Here is a 14,539-nt window from a genome sequence, read left to right as displayed (position 1 = left end):
ATCGAGCGGCGGTCAGACACCGGCCGGGTAGGTCTCCATCTCGCCGGGGACCGCCGGCACCGGTAGCGGGTGCAGGGCCGTGGTGTCGTCGCACCAGATGAAGGCGTCATAGCGGTCGCCGAGCCGGGTGGGCACGTAGTTGCCCCAGGACTCGAACGACGGGTCGTAGACAACTCCGATCGCCCGGTGGTCAACGGTCTCGGTGACCCAGCCCGGCTGGTCGTCGCCGCCGAAGATCAGCACCGCCCGCTCCGGCATCAGCTCGTGCAACCGCCGCTCGATCGAGCCCTCCCGAGCCGGGGGCACCACCATCGCCTCGGGCGGCGAACCCCAACGGGGTGCGGCGATCACAGTGCCCCGGTAGCTGCCGAAGCCGACCAGGGCCACCGCGTCCTCGCCGTGCCGCTCCCGGGCCAACTGACCAATGTTGACCATCCCGTCCGCGGCCATGTCGGTGGCCCGCGCATCCCCGACGTGCGTGTTGTGCGCCCAGACGATGCCCCGGGCGTCGGGACCGTACCGGTCCAACAGCCGGTCCAGGGTGTCCTGCATGTGGGTGTCGCGGATGTTCCACGAGTCCGGCCCGCCGGCCACCATCGCCCGGTAGTACCGCTCGGCACCGGCCACCACCTCCGCGTTCTGCCAGGCCGAGAAGCGGTCGGGGCCGTCGGAGAGGGCGTGCTCGCGGGTGCGGGCGAGCAACCGGACGACCTCCTCCTCGCAGCGGGCGGAGACGAACCGGCTGGCCGCGCCGTACTCCTCGACCCGCTTGCCGTACGGCTCGAAACATCGGTACGCGTCCTGCGCCGCCTCCAGCGACTTCGGGTCCTCCTCCCCCAGGTAGTCGAAGATCGCCTGCATCGACTCCCAGAGGCTGTACACGTCGAGCCCGTGGAACCCGGCCCGTTGCTCCTCCGGCCGCTCCACGTTCCAGGCCCGCAGCCAGCTCGCGAACCGACCCACCTCGGCATTGGCCCACATCCAGGTCGGCCATCGCTCAAACGCCTCGAGTGCGAGCTGCGGTTCGAGTGCGCCGCCCGGCGCGGCCGTCACCGAACGGTGCACCCGATCGCAGTCGGGCCAGTCACCCTCCACGGCGACGAAGGAGAAACCGCACTCCGCTATCAACCGGCGGGTGAGTTGCTCACGCAACCGGTAGTAGTCGTAACTGCCGTGGGTGGACTCACCGATCATCACCACCCGGGCGTTTCGAACGCGCTCCAGCAACGGGTCGAAATCGCTCGGCGCGCCGAGCCGCTGAACCAGCATGCCAGCGGCTACCCGGCCGCCACTGCGGCAAACCGTGCGCGCTGCGCGGGCCGACACGCCGGCCGCCGGGCCGTCGTGGGCCCCAACCACACCGGTGTACGACCACCGCGAGCGGGTAGCCGGCCGACATGACCGTCACCGGCGTCCAGTTGCAGGAGTACCTGGCCGGGCTCGACTACCCGGTCTCCCGGGAGGACCTGATCCGCTGGGGTCAGGAGAACGGGGCCAGCACGGCAATGCTGCAGATGCTCCAGGCCCTACCACCCGACCAGTTCAACTCCCCCGACGAACTGAACGCCGCCCTCTCCACCCCCACCTAAACCCAACCCAACCCGGCCCCAACCCGGCCCCGGCCCGGCCTCGGTGATCATGAGGTTATTGCCGTCCGCCACGGCGTGTCGCGCCGCTAACTCCATGATCACCGGGTTGACGGGTGAGGGTGGGGTTTAGGGGAGCGGGACGGGGATGGTGCGGGATTCGGTTCGGGCGGTTTCGGCGGCGGCGAGGATGGCGACGACCTCGCGGCCGAAGCGGACGTCGCAGCTGTGGTCCCGGGTGCCGGCCTGCACCTGCTCGACGAGCTGGTCGATGGCGACGCCGAACGCGGTCGCGGCGTCGTTCTCGCCGAACGGGACGTCCTCAATGCCGTTCTCGCCGTAGAACACGAACTCCCTGGCCATCGACTCGGTCGGAGCATCAAGGGAGAGCGAGGCGCTGCTCGTGGCGCCGCCCTCGTGGGTGAGCAGCAGATGTACCATCCCGCTCGGTCCGTCCATCGCCGCCACCTGGGTCACCCGGCCCAGCACCGGCAGGAGGATCGAGAGGGCGTGCGGGGCGATGTCCCAGAGCGCCCCGTGCTCCCGACGCCACAACGAGCCGCCGTACGGGCTGCCGTCCTGGAAGATCGAGGCGAACGCTGTGGTCCGACCGTGCTGCCAGCCCCCGGCGGCGGCGGTGGCGGCGAGGAACGCTGTCACGTTCGGCTGGAAACGCTGGGTGAAGAAGACGACCGAGGCGACCCCGGACTCCTCGGCGGTGGCCACGACCCGGTCGGCCTCGGCCACGCTGAGCGCCAGCGGCTTGTCCAGCAGCAGGTGCCGCCCGGCGCGGGCCGCCCGGACCGCGATGTCGGCCTGGATGTCCGGCGGCAGCGCGACGGCGATCGCCTCGCACTGCTCGATCAGCGCGTCGACGTCGGCGTAGGCGGGCACCCCGTACCGCTCGGCCAGCGCGGAGGCCCGCTCCGGGTTGCGGCCCCACACCCCGACCAACTCGGCATCGGGATGCGCGTGCAGCGCCTTCCCGTGCGTCTCGATCGCCCAGTGACCGGTGCCGAACAAGCCGAACCGCAGCACGTGTACCTCCGCTGTTTCCCCGCACCGCGGCAACGCCACGGACGTGATCCACGCTAGTCGCCCCGGCGGCCATGACGGCGGCGGGTTCGACCAATCGAAGCAGCCCACCTTCGTTTCCGGGTCGTTTGTCGAGCTACCCGTCGGACTGGCGGCACCGCCTGCGCCGCTCTCGGTAGCCTCAGGTCCGATTGCCGCCAGACACACCAGGTGCGGCCAGGCAGTCTCGACGACATGCCGAGCACGGATCCAGCGATCACCAGCGGTGTCGTGACGTTTGAACACTGGTACGACTTCACCGAGGGCGGCCCCGTGCACCGCGCGCTGCTGCCGTTCCCGTCCACGGCGTCCGCCCCGTTCGAGGTCGCTCGCTGGTCGGTGGCCCCGAACACCTCCAACGACCTCGACGTCCACCGGTCTCGTGAGGTGTGGATCATCGTGGCCGGGACCGGCACCTTGACGTTTGCCGACCGGACGGGCGTCCTGCGGGCCGGCGACGTCGCGGCGTTCGACAGCAGGGTGCCGCACCAGATTCGGAACGACGGACCGGACCCGCTCCTCGCCATCTCCGTCTACTGGCTGCAAGCAGACGACTGACGCCCACCCGAGAAGCGTGGGCACCGGGGCTGCGGACCCCTCGACGGGCGCGCGTCACACGCGGAGAGGCAGGGCACCCCTTTACTACGACGGTTAGTAGGCTGTGCCGGTGACCGAGGCAACGACCGGGTGGTGCCGGTGACCAGCGTGGGCGCCGATTCGCCGGTGGACGGGATCGTCGCGACAGTGCCCATCGTGCTGTCGCTGCTCGTGGCGCTGTGGGCGCTGGTGGCGGCGGTACGCCACCGGCCACCGGACCGGGTGCAGTTCGTCGGTCTGGCCGTACTCGAAGTGGCGTTGTTGGTGTTGAGTGTGCTGGCGCTCGTCGCGGTCGGTGGCGGGGATCGGCCCGGCGAACCCGGCGCCTTCTTCGGCTACCTGGTCACGCTGGTGTGCCTGCCGCCGCTGGCCTGGGTGCTGGCCCGGATGGAACCGACCCGCTGGGGTTCGGCGATCGTGTGCGCGGTCTGCCTGGTGGCCCCGGTGGTGGTGGTCAGGTTGCAGCAGACCTGGGAGGTGCTCGGTGGTTGAGACAGGACCGGCTCGGCAGCGCACGAACTCCGGCCCGGGTCGGCTGCTGATCGCTGTCTACCTGCTCTTCGCCATCGCGGCGACGAGTCGGGCGGGTTTGCAGATCGCCACCAAGTTCGACGAGGCGCCGGTGGCGTACCTGCTGTCCGGGGTGGCCGCGCTCATCTACATCGTGGCGGCGGTGGGGTTGGCCCGCGCCGGGCACACCGGCCGTCGGGTCGCACTGGTGTGCTGCTCGGTGGAGCTGGTCGGGGTGGTAGCGGTCGGCGTCCTGAGCCTTGTCGACAAGGATCTTTTCCCGGACGAGACGGTCTGGTCGCAGTTCGGCAGCGGGTACGGCTACATCCCGCTGGTGCTGCCGGTGCTCGGCCTGATCTGGCTCTGGCGCACCCGCCGCGCACCCGCCTGACCCGGCGAGGAGACCCGGCGACGAGGGCGCCGGCTCACCTGCCGGAACGCCCTCGTCGTGAGGTACCTGTCAGTCCCGCGGGCCGCCCGCGACGTAGATGACCTGACCGGAGACGAAGCCCGCGCCCTCGCTCGCCAGGAACGAGATGGTGTGCGCGACGTCCTCCGGCCGGCCCGGGCGACGGACCGGGATCTCGGCGGCGGCGTGCTTCTGGAAGTCGTCGAAGTCGACCTTCATGCGGGCGGCGGTGGCCGCCGTCATGTCGGTGACGATGAAGCCGGGTGCGACAGCGTTCACTGTCACCCCGAACGGCCCCAGCTCGATGGCGAGCGTCTTGGTGAAGCCCTGTAGACCGGCCTTGGCCGCGGCGTAGTTCGCCTGGCCCCGGTTGCCCAGCGCGGAGGTGCTGGAGAGGTTGACGATCCGCCCCCACTTCCGGTCCACCATGTGCTTCTGGGCGGCCTGGCTGAACAGGAACGCGCCGCGCAGGTGCACCCCCATCACCGTGTCCCAGTCGGCGTTGGTCATCTTGAACAGCAGGTTGTCGCGGAGCACACCCGCGTTGTTGACCAGCACGGTGGGCGCGCCCAACTCGGCGGCGATCCTGCTCACCGCCGCCTCGACCTGGTCCCGGTCGGACACGTCGGCGCCCACCCCGAGCGCCCGGCCACCGGCCCCGGCGATGGCGTCCACCGTCTCCTTGGTGGCCGCCTCCTCGATGTCGACCACGGCGACGGCCATTCCGTCGGCGGCCAGCCGTCGGGCGGTGGCCGCGCCGATGCCGCGTGCGGCTCCGGTGACGATGGCGACGCGGGACTCCTCCGACATGATTACCTCCCGGTAACTTGGGGTCGATCGGAGGAGCTTAACCTCAACAGGCCGACCCTCGGCATAGGCGAATCCACCGGTATCCGTGGCCGGAGACCTTCACGGCGCCGAGCTTGCCCAACTCTCCGTAGCCGCGGTCGGCCAGCACGTCGATCGGCAGGTCGGCCTCCGGCTCGAGGCTGCTGAGGTCCACCTCGACGTCCTCGGTGCTGAGGTTGTGCACGAAGACCATCGTCCCCGTCGGCCCGTCGGCCCGGTGCGCGAGCACTCCGGCCGGCATCGCCACGTCGATGTGGGTCGTCGAGCCGGAGCCGATCTCCGGAGCCTCCCGCAGCGTACGGATCATGCGCTCGAACCAGGCGAGCAGCGACTTGGCGTCGCCGCGCTGGGCGGTGACGTTGACGTTCTGGTAGCCGAACTCACCCTTGTCGATCACCGGGCGGACCAGCTTCTCCGGGTCCGCCGTGGAGAAGCCGGCGTTCGGCTTGTACGACCACTGCATCGGGGTACGGATCGCGTCCCGACCCCGCAGCGACAGGTCCTCGCCCATCCCGATCTCCTCGCCGTAGCGCAGTACCGGCGTGCCGCGCATCGAGAACTGGAGGGCGTACGCCAGCTCGATGTGCCGCCGGTCGTTGCCGAGCATCGGGGCGAGCCGGCGACGGATGCCCCGGTCGTAGATGCGCATGTTCTCGTCCGGGCCGAACTTCGCGTACACCTGGTTGCGCTGTTCGGTCGTCAGCCGGGACAGGTCGATCTCGTCGTGGTTGCGCAGGAAGGTGGCCCACTGCCCCCCGACCGGCAGCTTCGGGGTGTCGCGGAGCGCCTCGATCAGCGACTCCGGGTCCTCGCGGGCCAGGGCGAGCATGAGTCGACCGTTGAGCATGAAGTCGAAGAGCATGTGGATCCGGTTGCCGGAACCGCTGGCGTCGCCGAAGAACGTCGGTAGCTGGTCCGGCTCGACGTTCGCCTCGGCCAGCAGGACGGCGTCGCCGCGGCGCCACTGGACGTGCTGGCGCATCTCGGTGAGGAACTCGAAGTCCTTCGGGGAGTTCGGGTTGCCCGGTTCGGTCAGCTCGATGATGAACGGCACAGCGTCCATCCGGAAGCCGGAGACACCGAGCTGGAGCCAGAACGACATGATCTTCTTGATCTCGTCCCGGACCTGCGGGTTGGCGAAGTTGAGGTCCGGCTGGAACTTGTAGAACCGGTGGTAGAACCACGCCTTGGCGGTCCGGTCGTAGCTCCAGGTCTCGTCCTGCTCGCCGGGGAAGACCATGCCCTGGTGCCGGTCGTCCGGCTCGGTGTCGGACCAGACGAACCAGTCCCGGTAGGGCGAGTCCGGCGAGGAGCGGGCGGACTGGAACCACGGGTGCTCGTCGGAGGTGTGGTTGACCACCAGGTCGATGATCACGCGGATGCCCCGGTTCTGCGCCTGGTGCAGCAGCTCGGCGAAGTCGCCCAGCGTGCCGAAGCGCGGGTCCACGTTGTAGAAGTCGGTGGCGTCGTAGCCGTCGTCGCGGTTGGGCGACGGGTGGATCGGGTGCAGCCACAGGCAGGTCACCCCGAGCCGGGCCAGGTAGTCCAGCCTCCCGATCAGCCCACGGATGTCACCGACCCCGTCGCCGTCCGAGTCGGCGTACGTGTCGATGTCGAGGCAGTAGACGACAGCTTCGGAATACCAACGGTCACCCATGCCGAAGGAACATCTCCGTTCGATCACCGCGGCAAACCCGTCCGGCGGGCGGCAGGCGCGGGGCGGCGTTGGTTACCGTGCCGTCATGGAGAACGACCTCGTACCGCCGAGCGAACTGTTGGACTGGTCCCGGGGCAGCTGGCTGCACCCGCCGGTACGCGTCGAGGAGGGCTCGGCCGGCGAGCTGATCGTCGAGCCGGCGGCGGACAGCGACTTCTGGCGGCGGACCAGCTACGGCTTCGTGCACGACAACGGCCCGGCCCTGCTGGCGCCGCTGCCGGTGGGCGCCGCCATGGAGGTGAGCTTCCGGCTCGACTTCTCGGCGCAGTTCGACCAGGCCGGCGCGTTCGTCCGCGTCGACGAACGCACCTGGACCAAGGCCGGTGTGGAGATCAGCGACGGCGAGGCGCAGCTCGGCGCGGTGGTGACCCGGGAGTTCTCCGACTGGTCCGTGGGGCCGGTGCCGGAATGGGCGGGCCGGGAGGTGACCGTCCGGGTCAGCCGGGCCGGCGACGCACTGACCATCCGTGCCCGGGTCGACGACGAGCCGTGGCAACTGGTCCGGCTCGCCCCGCTGGACCCGACGGCCGAGGCCGTGGCGGGGCCGTTCTGCTGCGCGCCGTCCCGCGCCGGTCTCAGCGTGGTCTTCACCGGCTGGAGGCAGGGACCGGCGGACACCGCACTGCACCCGGAGCACTGAGCGCAGGTGTAGTGCGGGCCCCGCTGGGTATGACCCTCCGATCCCCGACAGCCGACCGGAAGGACGACCCATGGCGTACGCCCAAGCTGGCGACCCGTCCGAGTTCACCGGGTTGACCGGCTGGGTGGCCTCGGTGATCGAGGCGATGGGCCCGGTCGGCGTGGCGCTGCTGGTGGCGTTGGAGAGCATCGTTCCGCCCATTCCCAGTGAGATCGTGCTGGCGCTCGCCGGCTTCCTGGCGCACGAGGGCAAGTTCAACGTCTTCGTCGTGGTGCTGGCCGCGACCGTCGGCTCGCTGGTCGGCGCGTTGGTGCTCTACTGGCTGGGCGCGGCGCTCGGCGAGGAACGGCTCAAACGCTGGCTGGACCACATTCCGCTGGTGGACCGCGACGACCTGGAGAAGGCGGACAAGTGGTTCGAGCGGCACGGTCGGTGGGCGGTGCTGATCGGCCGGGTGGTGCCGGTGGTCCGCAGCCTGGTCTCCGTGCCGGCCGGGGCCAACCGGATGCCGCTGGGTGAGTTCATCCTGCTCACCACCATCGGCAGCGGAGTGTGGAACGGTCTCATCGTCGGGGCTGGCTACGCCCTCGGCAGCCAGTGGCAGGACGTGGCCCGCTACAGCGACTGGTTCAACTACGCGATTGTCGCGATCTTCGTCGTCATGGCGGCCATCTGGGTGTTTCGTAAGGTCCGCCGGCGTCGCGAGCGCGACGACCGGCGGTCGGTGACCGCCGGTCGCTGATCCGCATTACCGCCCACCGCCGGCGTCCTGACCGGACGCCGGCGAGCGCGGTCAGGGCAGGGTGTCCAGGTGCGGGCCCACAGTGCTGGCGAAGCCGTTGCCGTTGCTGACGTCCCAGTTCACCGACCAGGTCATCGCGCCCCGGATGCCGGGGTAGGTGCGCGGCGGGCGGAAGCTGCCGCAGTTGGTGCCCCGGGCCAGGCAGTCCAGGGCGGCGTTGACCACGCTGGGCGCGACGATGCCGCCGCCGGCCGCCCCCGCTCCGGCGGGCAGGCCGAGGCCGACCTGGTCGGGGCGGAGCCCGGCCTCCAACTGGATGCAGGCCAACGCGACGATGAAGTTCACGGTGCCCTGGCCGTACGCGGCGTTCTGGTCGCAGCCGAGCATCGCGCCGGAGTTGTAGTACTGGGTGTTGACGACGGTGAGGATGTCCTTGATGTCGAGCGCCAGCTTGAAGTAGCCGCCGGCCGGGTTCTGCATGTCGATGGTCTGCGGAGCCATCGCGATGATCAGCCCCGATCCGACAGCGTTCCGCAGCGCGCGCAGCGCCTGCGCCATGTACGTCGGGTTGAGCCCGTTCTCCAGGTCGATGTCGATCCCGTCGAAGCCGTACCGGGCGATCAGCGCGGCGGCCGTGTCGGCGAACGCGGCGGCCGAGGCGGCGTTGTTCACTGTGACCCGGCCGGTCTCGCCACCCACGGAGAGGATCACCCGCTTGCCCCGGCTGTGCAGGGTGCGGACGTCGGCGGTGAAGTCCGCGTCGGTGTAGCCGCCGAGCGCGGCGGCCAGTCCGGGGTCGATGCCGAAGGTGAGCGCGCCGGGGGTCGCGGTGGCCTCGGCGAAGGCGACCGCCACCAGGTCGTACTCGGCGGGGACGTCGCGTAGCCGCAGCTCGACGGCGGGGTTGTCGAAGTTGTGCCAGTACCCGGTGAGCAGGTGTTTCGGCAGCCCTCCGGTGGGCGGGTCGGTGGGTGGCGGCGTGGTGGGGGGCGGCGTCGTGGGTGGCGGCGTCGTGGGCGGCGGCGTCGTGGGCGGCGGCGTGGTGGGCGGGGTGCCGCCGCCGCAGGACGCGCCGTTGAGCTGGCAGCCGCTCGGCGAGCCGGAGCCGCTGGCCAGGAAGCCGAAGGAGACCGATGCGCCCGGGGCGATGGTGCCGTTCCAGGACCGGTTGGTGAAGGTGTGCCGCTGGCCGGACGAGCTGAGCAACGCGTCCCAGTAGCTGCCGAGGGTGGTGCCGGACGGCAGGTCGAAGGCGAGGCTCCAGCCGTTGATGGTCGAGCTGCCGCCGTTGGTGATTGTGTACTTCCCCTCCCAGCCGGAGCCCCACTCGGCGGTCTTGACGAAGCTGGCGGTGGCCCCGGCGGCGTACGCGGGCAGCGCCACCCAGGCCGCGCCGAGTGTCGCCGCGAGGGCGGCGACGAGGGACAGGACAAGGGATCTGGACCGTTTCATGAGACCCTCCGGGCCCGGACTGGCATCTATGGACGTCAACGTTGCTGCCAATTATTAAGACAGTTAACTGTTTCTGTCCAGGGGGCGCGACGGGGCCGCCTGTGGGCGGCGCAGCACCGCCTGCTCAAGGGCCGACCACACGCTCGTGGTCACCAGATAGATCACCGCGGCGAGCGGCAGCACCAGCGCCACCAGCACTGTCGTGAACGGCAGCAGGGGCAGCAGCCGGCCGAGCGTGGCCGCCCCCGGGCCCTCGGTCGGCGTACCGGCCACAGTGCCAACCGCCGCTGACGCTCGACGGGCCCGCCGCGACGACCACCAGGCCACCGCCAGCAACACCACCAGCAGCACGCCGAACAGCGGTCCGGCCGCGCCGGCCAGCCCGTCGCTGAGATGGTGACCCAGTGGCACGCCGGCCAACCGCTCGTCCAGCAGCCCGGTGCCGCCCTCACTGGTGCTGAACAACCGGTACAGCACCAGCAGGAACGGCGCCTGGATGAGCAGCGGCAGGCAGCCGGCGATCGGGTTCGCGCCGGCCTCGCGGTACAACGTGAACACCTCGCGCTGAAGCGTCGCCGGGTCGTCCGCGTACCGCTGCTGAAGGTCACGCACCTGCGGGGCGAGCGCCGCGCGGCGCCGCTCGCCGCGGACCTGCGCGACGGTGAGCGGCGAGATCAGCAGTCGGACGGCGACGGTGAAGAGCACGATGGCGGCGGCGGTCGCTCCACCGCCGGCCAGTGGTGCGAGCAGTTCGGTGAGCCAGGACAGCGCGCTGCCGGCAGCGGCGACAGCGTCGTGCAGTGGTGCGAAGGCAAGCATGGGAACCCCTCGGTCCGATTCCGGTGAGGCCCTCCCCCTGGCGGTATCCGCTCGACAAGGGGGGCCGGTGACGGCGGGATCGGCCGCGCGGCGGCGAGGCGCTACGCGGCCGAGGGGTGCCCCGGGGCACGGGGACGAGGACGACCGGCCGCATCCGGGTCGATCTGGCGGGGCGTTCGGCGACTTCGGGAGCGGGCCCGCAGGCCGGCCCACCGCGGCCCGGCACCAGGCGCGCCCGCCCGGTCGTGCACGCGGGCCGCCAGCACCACGGCGAGCAGCACCAGGGCGGTCAACGCGGCACCGGCGAGCAGGTCGGCCGGTCGGCCCGCGAGCACTGTGAGCTGGGCGAACGTGGACATCCACGCGACCCCGACATAGCCCAACAGCACCGGCACGGGCCCAGCATAGGACCCGCTGTCACGTCACCCGGCCGAATCCGGCTGCCCGCAGTGAAGACGACGCACCGCCGCCACGTTTCCCGGCATCGCCACGTTGGGTAACCAACGGCGGACCAACGCGGACGGACCGCGAACGGTAGGAACGGACGGGTGATGTCGATGACCGGTCAGGTGGCGGAGGCGCCCAGCGACATTGCTGCGGCGACCGGGTTGCTCACCGTGGGTGTCGAGGAGGAGTTCCTGCTCGTCGACCCGCACACCGGGGCCGCGGTTCCGGCCGTGGACCTGGTCATGGAGCAGGTGCCGGCCGAACTTCGCGGGCAGGTGGAGCGAGAGTTCCAGACCAGTCAGATCGAGATCGGCAGCCCGCCCGGCCTGGAGCTCTCGTCGATCCGGCACTCCCTCGGCGTTCTGCGTCGGGCGCTCTCCGACGCCGCCGAGCGGGCCGGCGTACGCCTGCTCGCCATCGGCACCGGCCCGGTGGACGGCCCGGTGCCACCGGTGGTGGACAAGCCCCGCTTCGACCTGATGATCGAGCGGTTCCGGCTGCTCGTCCCCGGCCCCGGCAACAACGGTATGCACGTTCACGTGGGGGTGCCCGACCCGGACACCGGCGTGCAGGTGCTCAACCACGTACGGCCGTGGCTGCCGATGCTGCACGCTGTGACCACCAACTCGCCGTTCTCCCGGGGCGAGGACACCGGCTACGCCAGTTGGCGTTCGGTGGAGTGGGAGCGCTGGCCGTCGGTGGCGCCGACGCCGTTCCTGGAGTCGCACGAGCACTACCAGCGGCTGATCCGTCAGTTGATCTCCAGCGGGGTGATGCTCGACGAGGGAATGCTCTACTGGTACGCCCGCCTGTCGGCGAAGTACCCGACGGTGGAGCTGCGGATCGGCGACGTCTGCCCGTCGGTGGACGACGCGGTGCTGGTCGCCGGGCTGGTCCGGGCACTGGTGGCCACCGCCATGGCGGATGTCGAGGCCGGCCGGCCGGCGTTGCAGACCGACCACCACCTGCTGGTCGGCGCGCACTGGCGAGCCGCCCATGACGGCCTGGAAGGCGAGGCCGTCGACGTCACAAACGGTGAGCTGCGCCCCGCCTGGGAGCTGTTGGACCGGCTCGTGGAGCGGCTGCGGCCGGCGCTGGAGCAGCACGGCGACTGGGCCGAGGTGACCGACCTGCTGGGTGGGTTGCGCCGGCACGGCAGCGGCGCGGCACGGCAGCGCGCGGTGTTCGAGCGCACCGGCCGACTCACCGACGTGGTGCAGGACGTCGCACGGCAGACCCGCGGCTGATCACCGCGTGACAGGATGGACCCGTGGCGCAACGGCTGATCGTCATCGGCGGGGACGCCGCCGGAATGTCGGCGGCGTCCCAGGCCCGACGCCGCCGTGACCGTGGCGACCTGGAGATCGTGGTCTTCGAGCGGGGCCACTTCACCTCCTACTCGGCGTGCGGCATCCCGTACTGGATCAGTGGCCTGGTGCCCGGTCCCGAGGCGTTGATCGCCCGGACCCCGGAGACGTTCCGCACCGAGTACGCGATGGACGTCCGGATGCGCCACGAGGTCACGGCCATCGACCTGGAACGCCGCGAGGTGGTGGCCCGGGACCTCAAGGGCGGCGGCGAGGTCCGCGAGCGCTTCGACGACCTGATGTACGCCACCGGCGCGGTACCGGTGAAGCCACCGTGGGCGGTCACCGACGCGGGCGGCGTGTTCGGCATGCAGACCCTCGACGACGGTGCGGCGCTGCGCGACTGGCTGGACGCCGACCCGCAGCCCCGGCGGGCCGTGGTGGTCGGCGGCGGGTACATCGGCGTCGAGATCGCCGAGGCCCTCATCCAGCGCGGCCTCTCGGTGACCCTGGTGGAGGCGGGCGAGCAGCCCATGTCGACGGTCGACAGCGACATGGGCGAGCTGGTCGCCGAGGCGATGCGCGGCCTCGGCATCACGATCCGCGGCGGCCTGCCGGTGATCGGCCTTGAAGAGCGGGACGGCCGGGTGTCCGCCGTGGTCACCGCCGAGGGGCCGATCCCGACCGACGTCGTGGTCATGGGTCTGGGCGTACGCCCCAACACCGCGCTCGCGGAGGCGGCCGGGCTGCCCCTCGGGCCGACCGGCGCGATCCGGGTGGACCGCCGGATGCGGGTGCCCGGGCACCCAGGGGTCTGGGCGGCCGGTGACTGCGTGGAGACCCTGCACCGGGTCAGCGGGATGCCGGTGCACGTGCCGCTCGGCACGCACGCCAACAAGCAGGGCCGGGTCGCCGGGATCAACATCGGCGGTGGGTACGCCACCTTCACTGGCGTGATCGGCACGGCGGTGACCAAGGTCTGCGACCTGGAGGTGGGTCGGACGGGTCTGCGCGAGCGCGACGCCACGGCTGCCGGCTTCGAGTTCGTGTCGGTGATCGCCGAGTCGACCAACCGGGCCGGCTACTACCCGGGTGCCCGGCCGATGACCGTCAAGCTGATCGCCGAGCGCCCCAGCGGTCGGCTGCTCGGCGCGCAGATCGTCGGTTGGTCCGAGGCGGCCAAACGGATCGACTCGCTGGCCGTGGCGCTGTGGAACGGCATGACGGTGGACGATATGACGCAGCTGGACCTGGGCTACGCTCCGCCGTACGCGCCGGTCTGGGATCCGGTGCTCATCGCCGCCCGAAAAGCGGTCGACGCGCTCGCCGCCCTCGACCGCTGACCCGCGCCCGCCGTGGAGGACCACCCCGTGACCCAGACCCCGACCCGGCCGACCGTGCGTCGGCGTCCCACGATGGTCGACGTGGCCCGGCGGGCCGACGTCAGCCTGAAGACGGTCTCCCGGGTCGTCAACGACGAGCCGGTGGGTCAGGAGCTGGTCGGCCGGGTGCTGGCCGCTATCGCCGAGCTGGGCTTCCGGCGTAACGACATCGCTCGTAACCTGCGCTCCCGGCAGCTCAACGCCACAGTCGGGCTGCTGATCGAGGAGATCGCCAACCCGTTCTACGCGACCATCGCCAGCGTCGCCGCCGAGATCGCCGCCGCCCACGGCACCATGCTGATCACCGCGTCGTCGGAGGAGGACCCGGAGCGGGAACGCGCCCTGCTCCAGGACTTCACCCAGCGCCGGGTCGACGGCCTGCTGGTGGTGCCGGCGGGCCTGGACCACTCGTTCCTGCGTCGCGAGGTCGAGCTGGGCATGCCTGTGGTGTTCCTGGACCGGCCGCCGCAGGGGCTGCAAGCCGACGCCGTGCTGTTGGACAACCGAGGTGGCAGCCACGCCGGGGTGAGCGCGCTGCTCGACGAGGGACACCGACGGGTGGGGCTCCTGCTCGGCGCGCCGAGTGTGCCCACCATGCGGGAGCGGCTGGCGGGGGCGCGGGCGGCACTGGACGCCGCCGGGGTCGAGCCGGACGAGACGCTGATCCGTGAGCGGCTCATCGCTCCCGAGGAGGCCGGGCGGGCGGTCGCCGCGCTGCTCGACCTCCCGGAGCCGCCCACCGCGTTTTTCTGCGCCAACAACCGGCTCACCGTCGGCGCGCTCCAGGAACTGCACCGGCGCGGCAGTGACGCCGCGCTGGTCGGCTTCGACGACTTCGAGCTGGCCCACCTGATGCCCCGACCGCTGACCGTCGTCGCGTACGACACGAGGGAGCTGGCGAGGGTCGCCACCGAACGACTGTTCCAACGAATAGCCGGCGACGACACCCCACCCTCAACCACTGTCCTCCCGACCAGGCTCCTCCCACGCGGCCTGACCTGAGCCCCC

At 71.1% G+C, this 14,539-nt stretch carries 16 protein-coding genes; 9 read left to right on the top strand and 7 right to left on the bottom strand.

Annotated features, from left to right (window positions below; genetic code table 11):
• Positions 1-12 precede the first annotated feature (12 nt).
• Complete coding sequence (locus ACLJOK_RS30925; RefSeq protein ID WP_410822023.1) at positions 13-1,269, bottom strand: erythromycin esterase family protein; 1,257 nt, start codon at positions 1,267-1,269, stop codon at positions 13-15.
• 128 nt (positions 1,270-1,397) lie between these two features.
• Between ACLJOK_RS30925 and ACLJOK_RS30920 the strand changes: the two genes are divergently transcribed.
• Positions 1,398-1,589 (top strand): DUF2795 domain-containing protein, encoded by a 192-nt coding sequence (locus tag ACLJOK_RS30920; RefSeq protein ID WP_238670564.1) that lies wholly within the window; start codon positions 1,398-1,400, stop codon positions 1,587-1,589.
• Positions 1,590-1,715: 126 nt separating this feature from the next.
• Here ACLJOK_RS30920 and ACLJOK_RS30915 read toward each other — a convergent pair whose 3' ends face one another.
• A complete protein-coding gene (locus ACLJOK_RS30915; RefSeq protein WP_410822022.1) occupies positions 1,716-2,624 on the bottom strand; it encodes a Gfo/Idh/MocA family protein in 909 nt (302 codons plus the stop codon).
• 231 nt (positions 2,625-2,855) lie between these two features.
• Here ACLJOK_RS30915 and ACLJOK_RS30910 point away from each other — a divergent pair, with 231 nt between their 5' ends.
• The 3 genes from ACLJOK_RS30910 (at position 2,856) to ACLJOK_RS30900 (ending at position 4,158) form a co-directional block, all read left to right on the top strand.
• Positions 2,856-3,218, top strand: coding sequence for a cupin domain-containing protein (locus ACLJOK_RS30910; RefSeq protein ID WP_410822021.1), 363 nt, complete (start codon positions 2,856-2,858; stop codon positions 3,216-3,218).
• Positions 3,219-3,356: 138 nt separating this feature from the next.
• The gene (locus ACLJOK_RS30905; RefSeq protein WP_410822020.1) at positions 3,357-3,749 is read left to right on the top strand and encodes a hypothetical protein; all 393 of its coding nucleotides are present in this window, start codon (positions 3,357-3,359) and stop codon (positions 3,747-3,749) included.
• Positions 3,742-4,158 carry a hypothetical protein gene (locus ACLJOK_RS30900; RefSeq protein ID WP_410822019.1) on the top strand — a complete coding sequence of 139 codons (417 nt, stop codon included), beginning with the start codon at positions 3,742-3,744 and terminating at the stop codon, positions 4,156-4,158. Before ACLJOK_RS30905 ends, ACLJOK_RS30900 begins: the two co-directional genes overlap by 8 nt.
• Positions 4,159-4,227: 69 nt before the next feature.
• On the opposite strand, the gene fabG is transcribed toward ACLJOK_RS30900, so the two are convergent.
• On the bottom strand, positions 4,228-4,986 hold the full coding sequence (fabG, locus tag ACLJOK_RS30895) for a 3-oxoacyl-ACP reductase FabG (RefSeq protein WP_238688508.1): 759 nt from the start codon (positions 4,984-4,986) through the stop codon (positions 4,228-4,230).
• 43 nt (positions 4,987-5,029) lie between these two features.
• Positions 5,030-6,682, bottom strand: coding sequence for an alpha-amylase family protein (locus tag ACLJOK_RS30890; protein WP_410822225.1), 1,653 nt, complete (start codon positions 6,680-6,682; stop codon positions 5,030-5,032).
• An 85-nt stretch (positions 6,683-6,767) separates the two neighbouring features.
• On the opposite strand from ACLJOK_RS30890, the gene ACLJOK_RS30885 reads away from it, so the two are divergent.
• Positions 6,768-7,382: a DUF1349 domain-containing protein gene (locus ACLJOK_RS30885; protein WP_410822018.1), complete on the top strand. Its 615-nt coding sequence runs from the start codon at positions 6,768-6,770 to the stop codon at positions 7,380-7,382.
• A gap of 70 nt (positions 7,383-7,452) precedes the next feature.
• A complete protein-coding gene (locus ACLJOK_RS30880) occupies positions 7,453-8,124 on the top strand; it encodes a DedA family protein (RefSeq protein WP_410822017.1) in 672 nt (223 codons plus the stop codon).
• 51 nt (positions 8,125-8,175) lie between these two features.
• Here ACLJOK_RS30880 and ACLJOK_RS30875 read toward each other — a convergent pair whose 3' ends face one another.
• The 3 genes from ACLJOK_RS30875 to ACLJOK_RS30865 form a co-directional block, all read right to left on the bottom strand.
• Positions 8,176-9,576: a chitinase gene (locus ACLJOK_RS30875; protein ID WP_410822016.1), complete on the bottom strand. Its 1,401-nt coding sequence runs from the start codon at positions 9,574-9,576 to the stop codon at positions 8,176-8,178.
• 63 nt (positions 9,577-9,639) lie between these two features.
• Positions 9,640-10,395 carry a YidC/Oxa1 family membrane protein insertase gene (locus ACLJOK_RS30870; RefSeq protein ID WP_410822015.1) on the bottom strand — a complete coding sequence of 252 codons (756 nt, stop codon included), beginning with the start codon at positions 10,393-10,395 and terminating at the stop codon, positions 9,640-9,642.
• Between the two features lie 101 nt (positions 10,396-10,496).
• Positions 10,497-10,790, bottom strand: a complete 294-nt coding sequence (locus ACLJOK_RS30865) for a DUF6412 domain-containing protein (RefSeq protein WP_410822014.1) — start codon at positions 10,788-10,790, stop codon at positions 10,497-10,499.
• 156 nt (positions 10,791-10,946) lie between these two features.
• Between ACLJOK_RS30865 and ACLJOK_RS30860 the strand changes: the two genes are divergently transcribed.
• The 3 genes from ACLJOK_RS30860 to ACLJOK_RS30850 all read left to right on the top strand — a co-directional run bounded on the left by ACLJOK_RS30860 (position 10,947) and on the right by ACLJOK_RS30850 (position 14,533).
• Positions 10,947-12,089, top strand: a complete 1,143-nt coding sequence (locus tag ACLJOK_RS30860; protein WP_410822013.1) for a glutamate--cysteine ligase — start codon at positions 10,947-10,949, stop codon at positions 12,087-12,089.
• Between the two features lie 23 nt (positions 12,090-12,112).
• Positions 12,113-13,492, top strand: coding sequence for an FAD-dependent oxidoreductase (locus ACLJOK_RS30855; protein ID WP_410822012.1), 1,380 nt, complete (start codon positions 12,113-12,115; stop codon positions 13,490-13,492).
• A 72-nt stretch (positions 13,493-13,564) separates the two neighbouring features.
• A complete protein-coding gene (locus ACLJOK_RS30850; RefSeq protein WP_410822224.1) occupies positions 13,565-14,533 on the top strand; it encodes a LacI family DNA-binding transcriptional regulator in 969 nt (322 codons plus the stop codon).
• Positions 14,534-14,539 lie beyond the last annotated feature (6 nt).

It is taken from the genome of Micromonospora sp. 050-3 (assembly GCF_046549335.1).
GTDB lineage: Bacteria > Actinomycetota > Actinomycetes > Mycobacteriales > Micromonosporaceae > Micromonospora > Micromonospora trifolii.
Note: the sequence above shows the minus strand (reverse complement) of the source record. Positions and strands in the feature narration are given on the sequence as shown.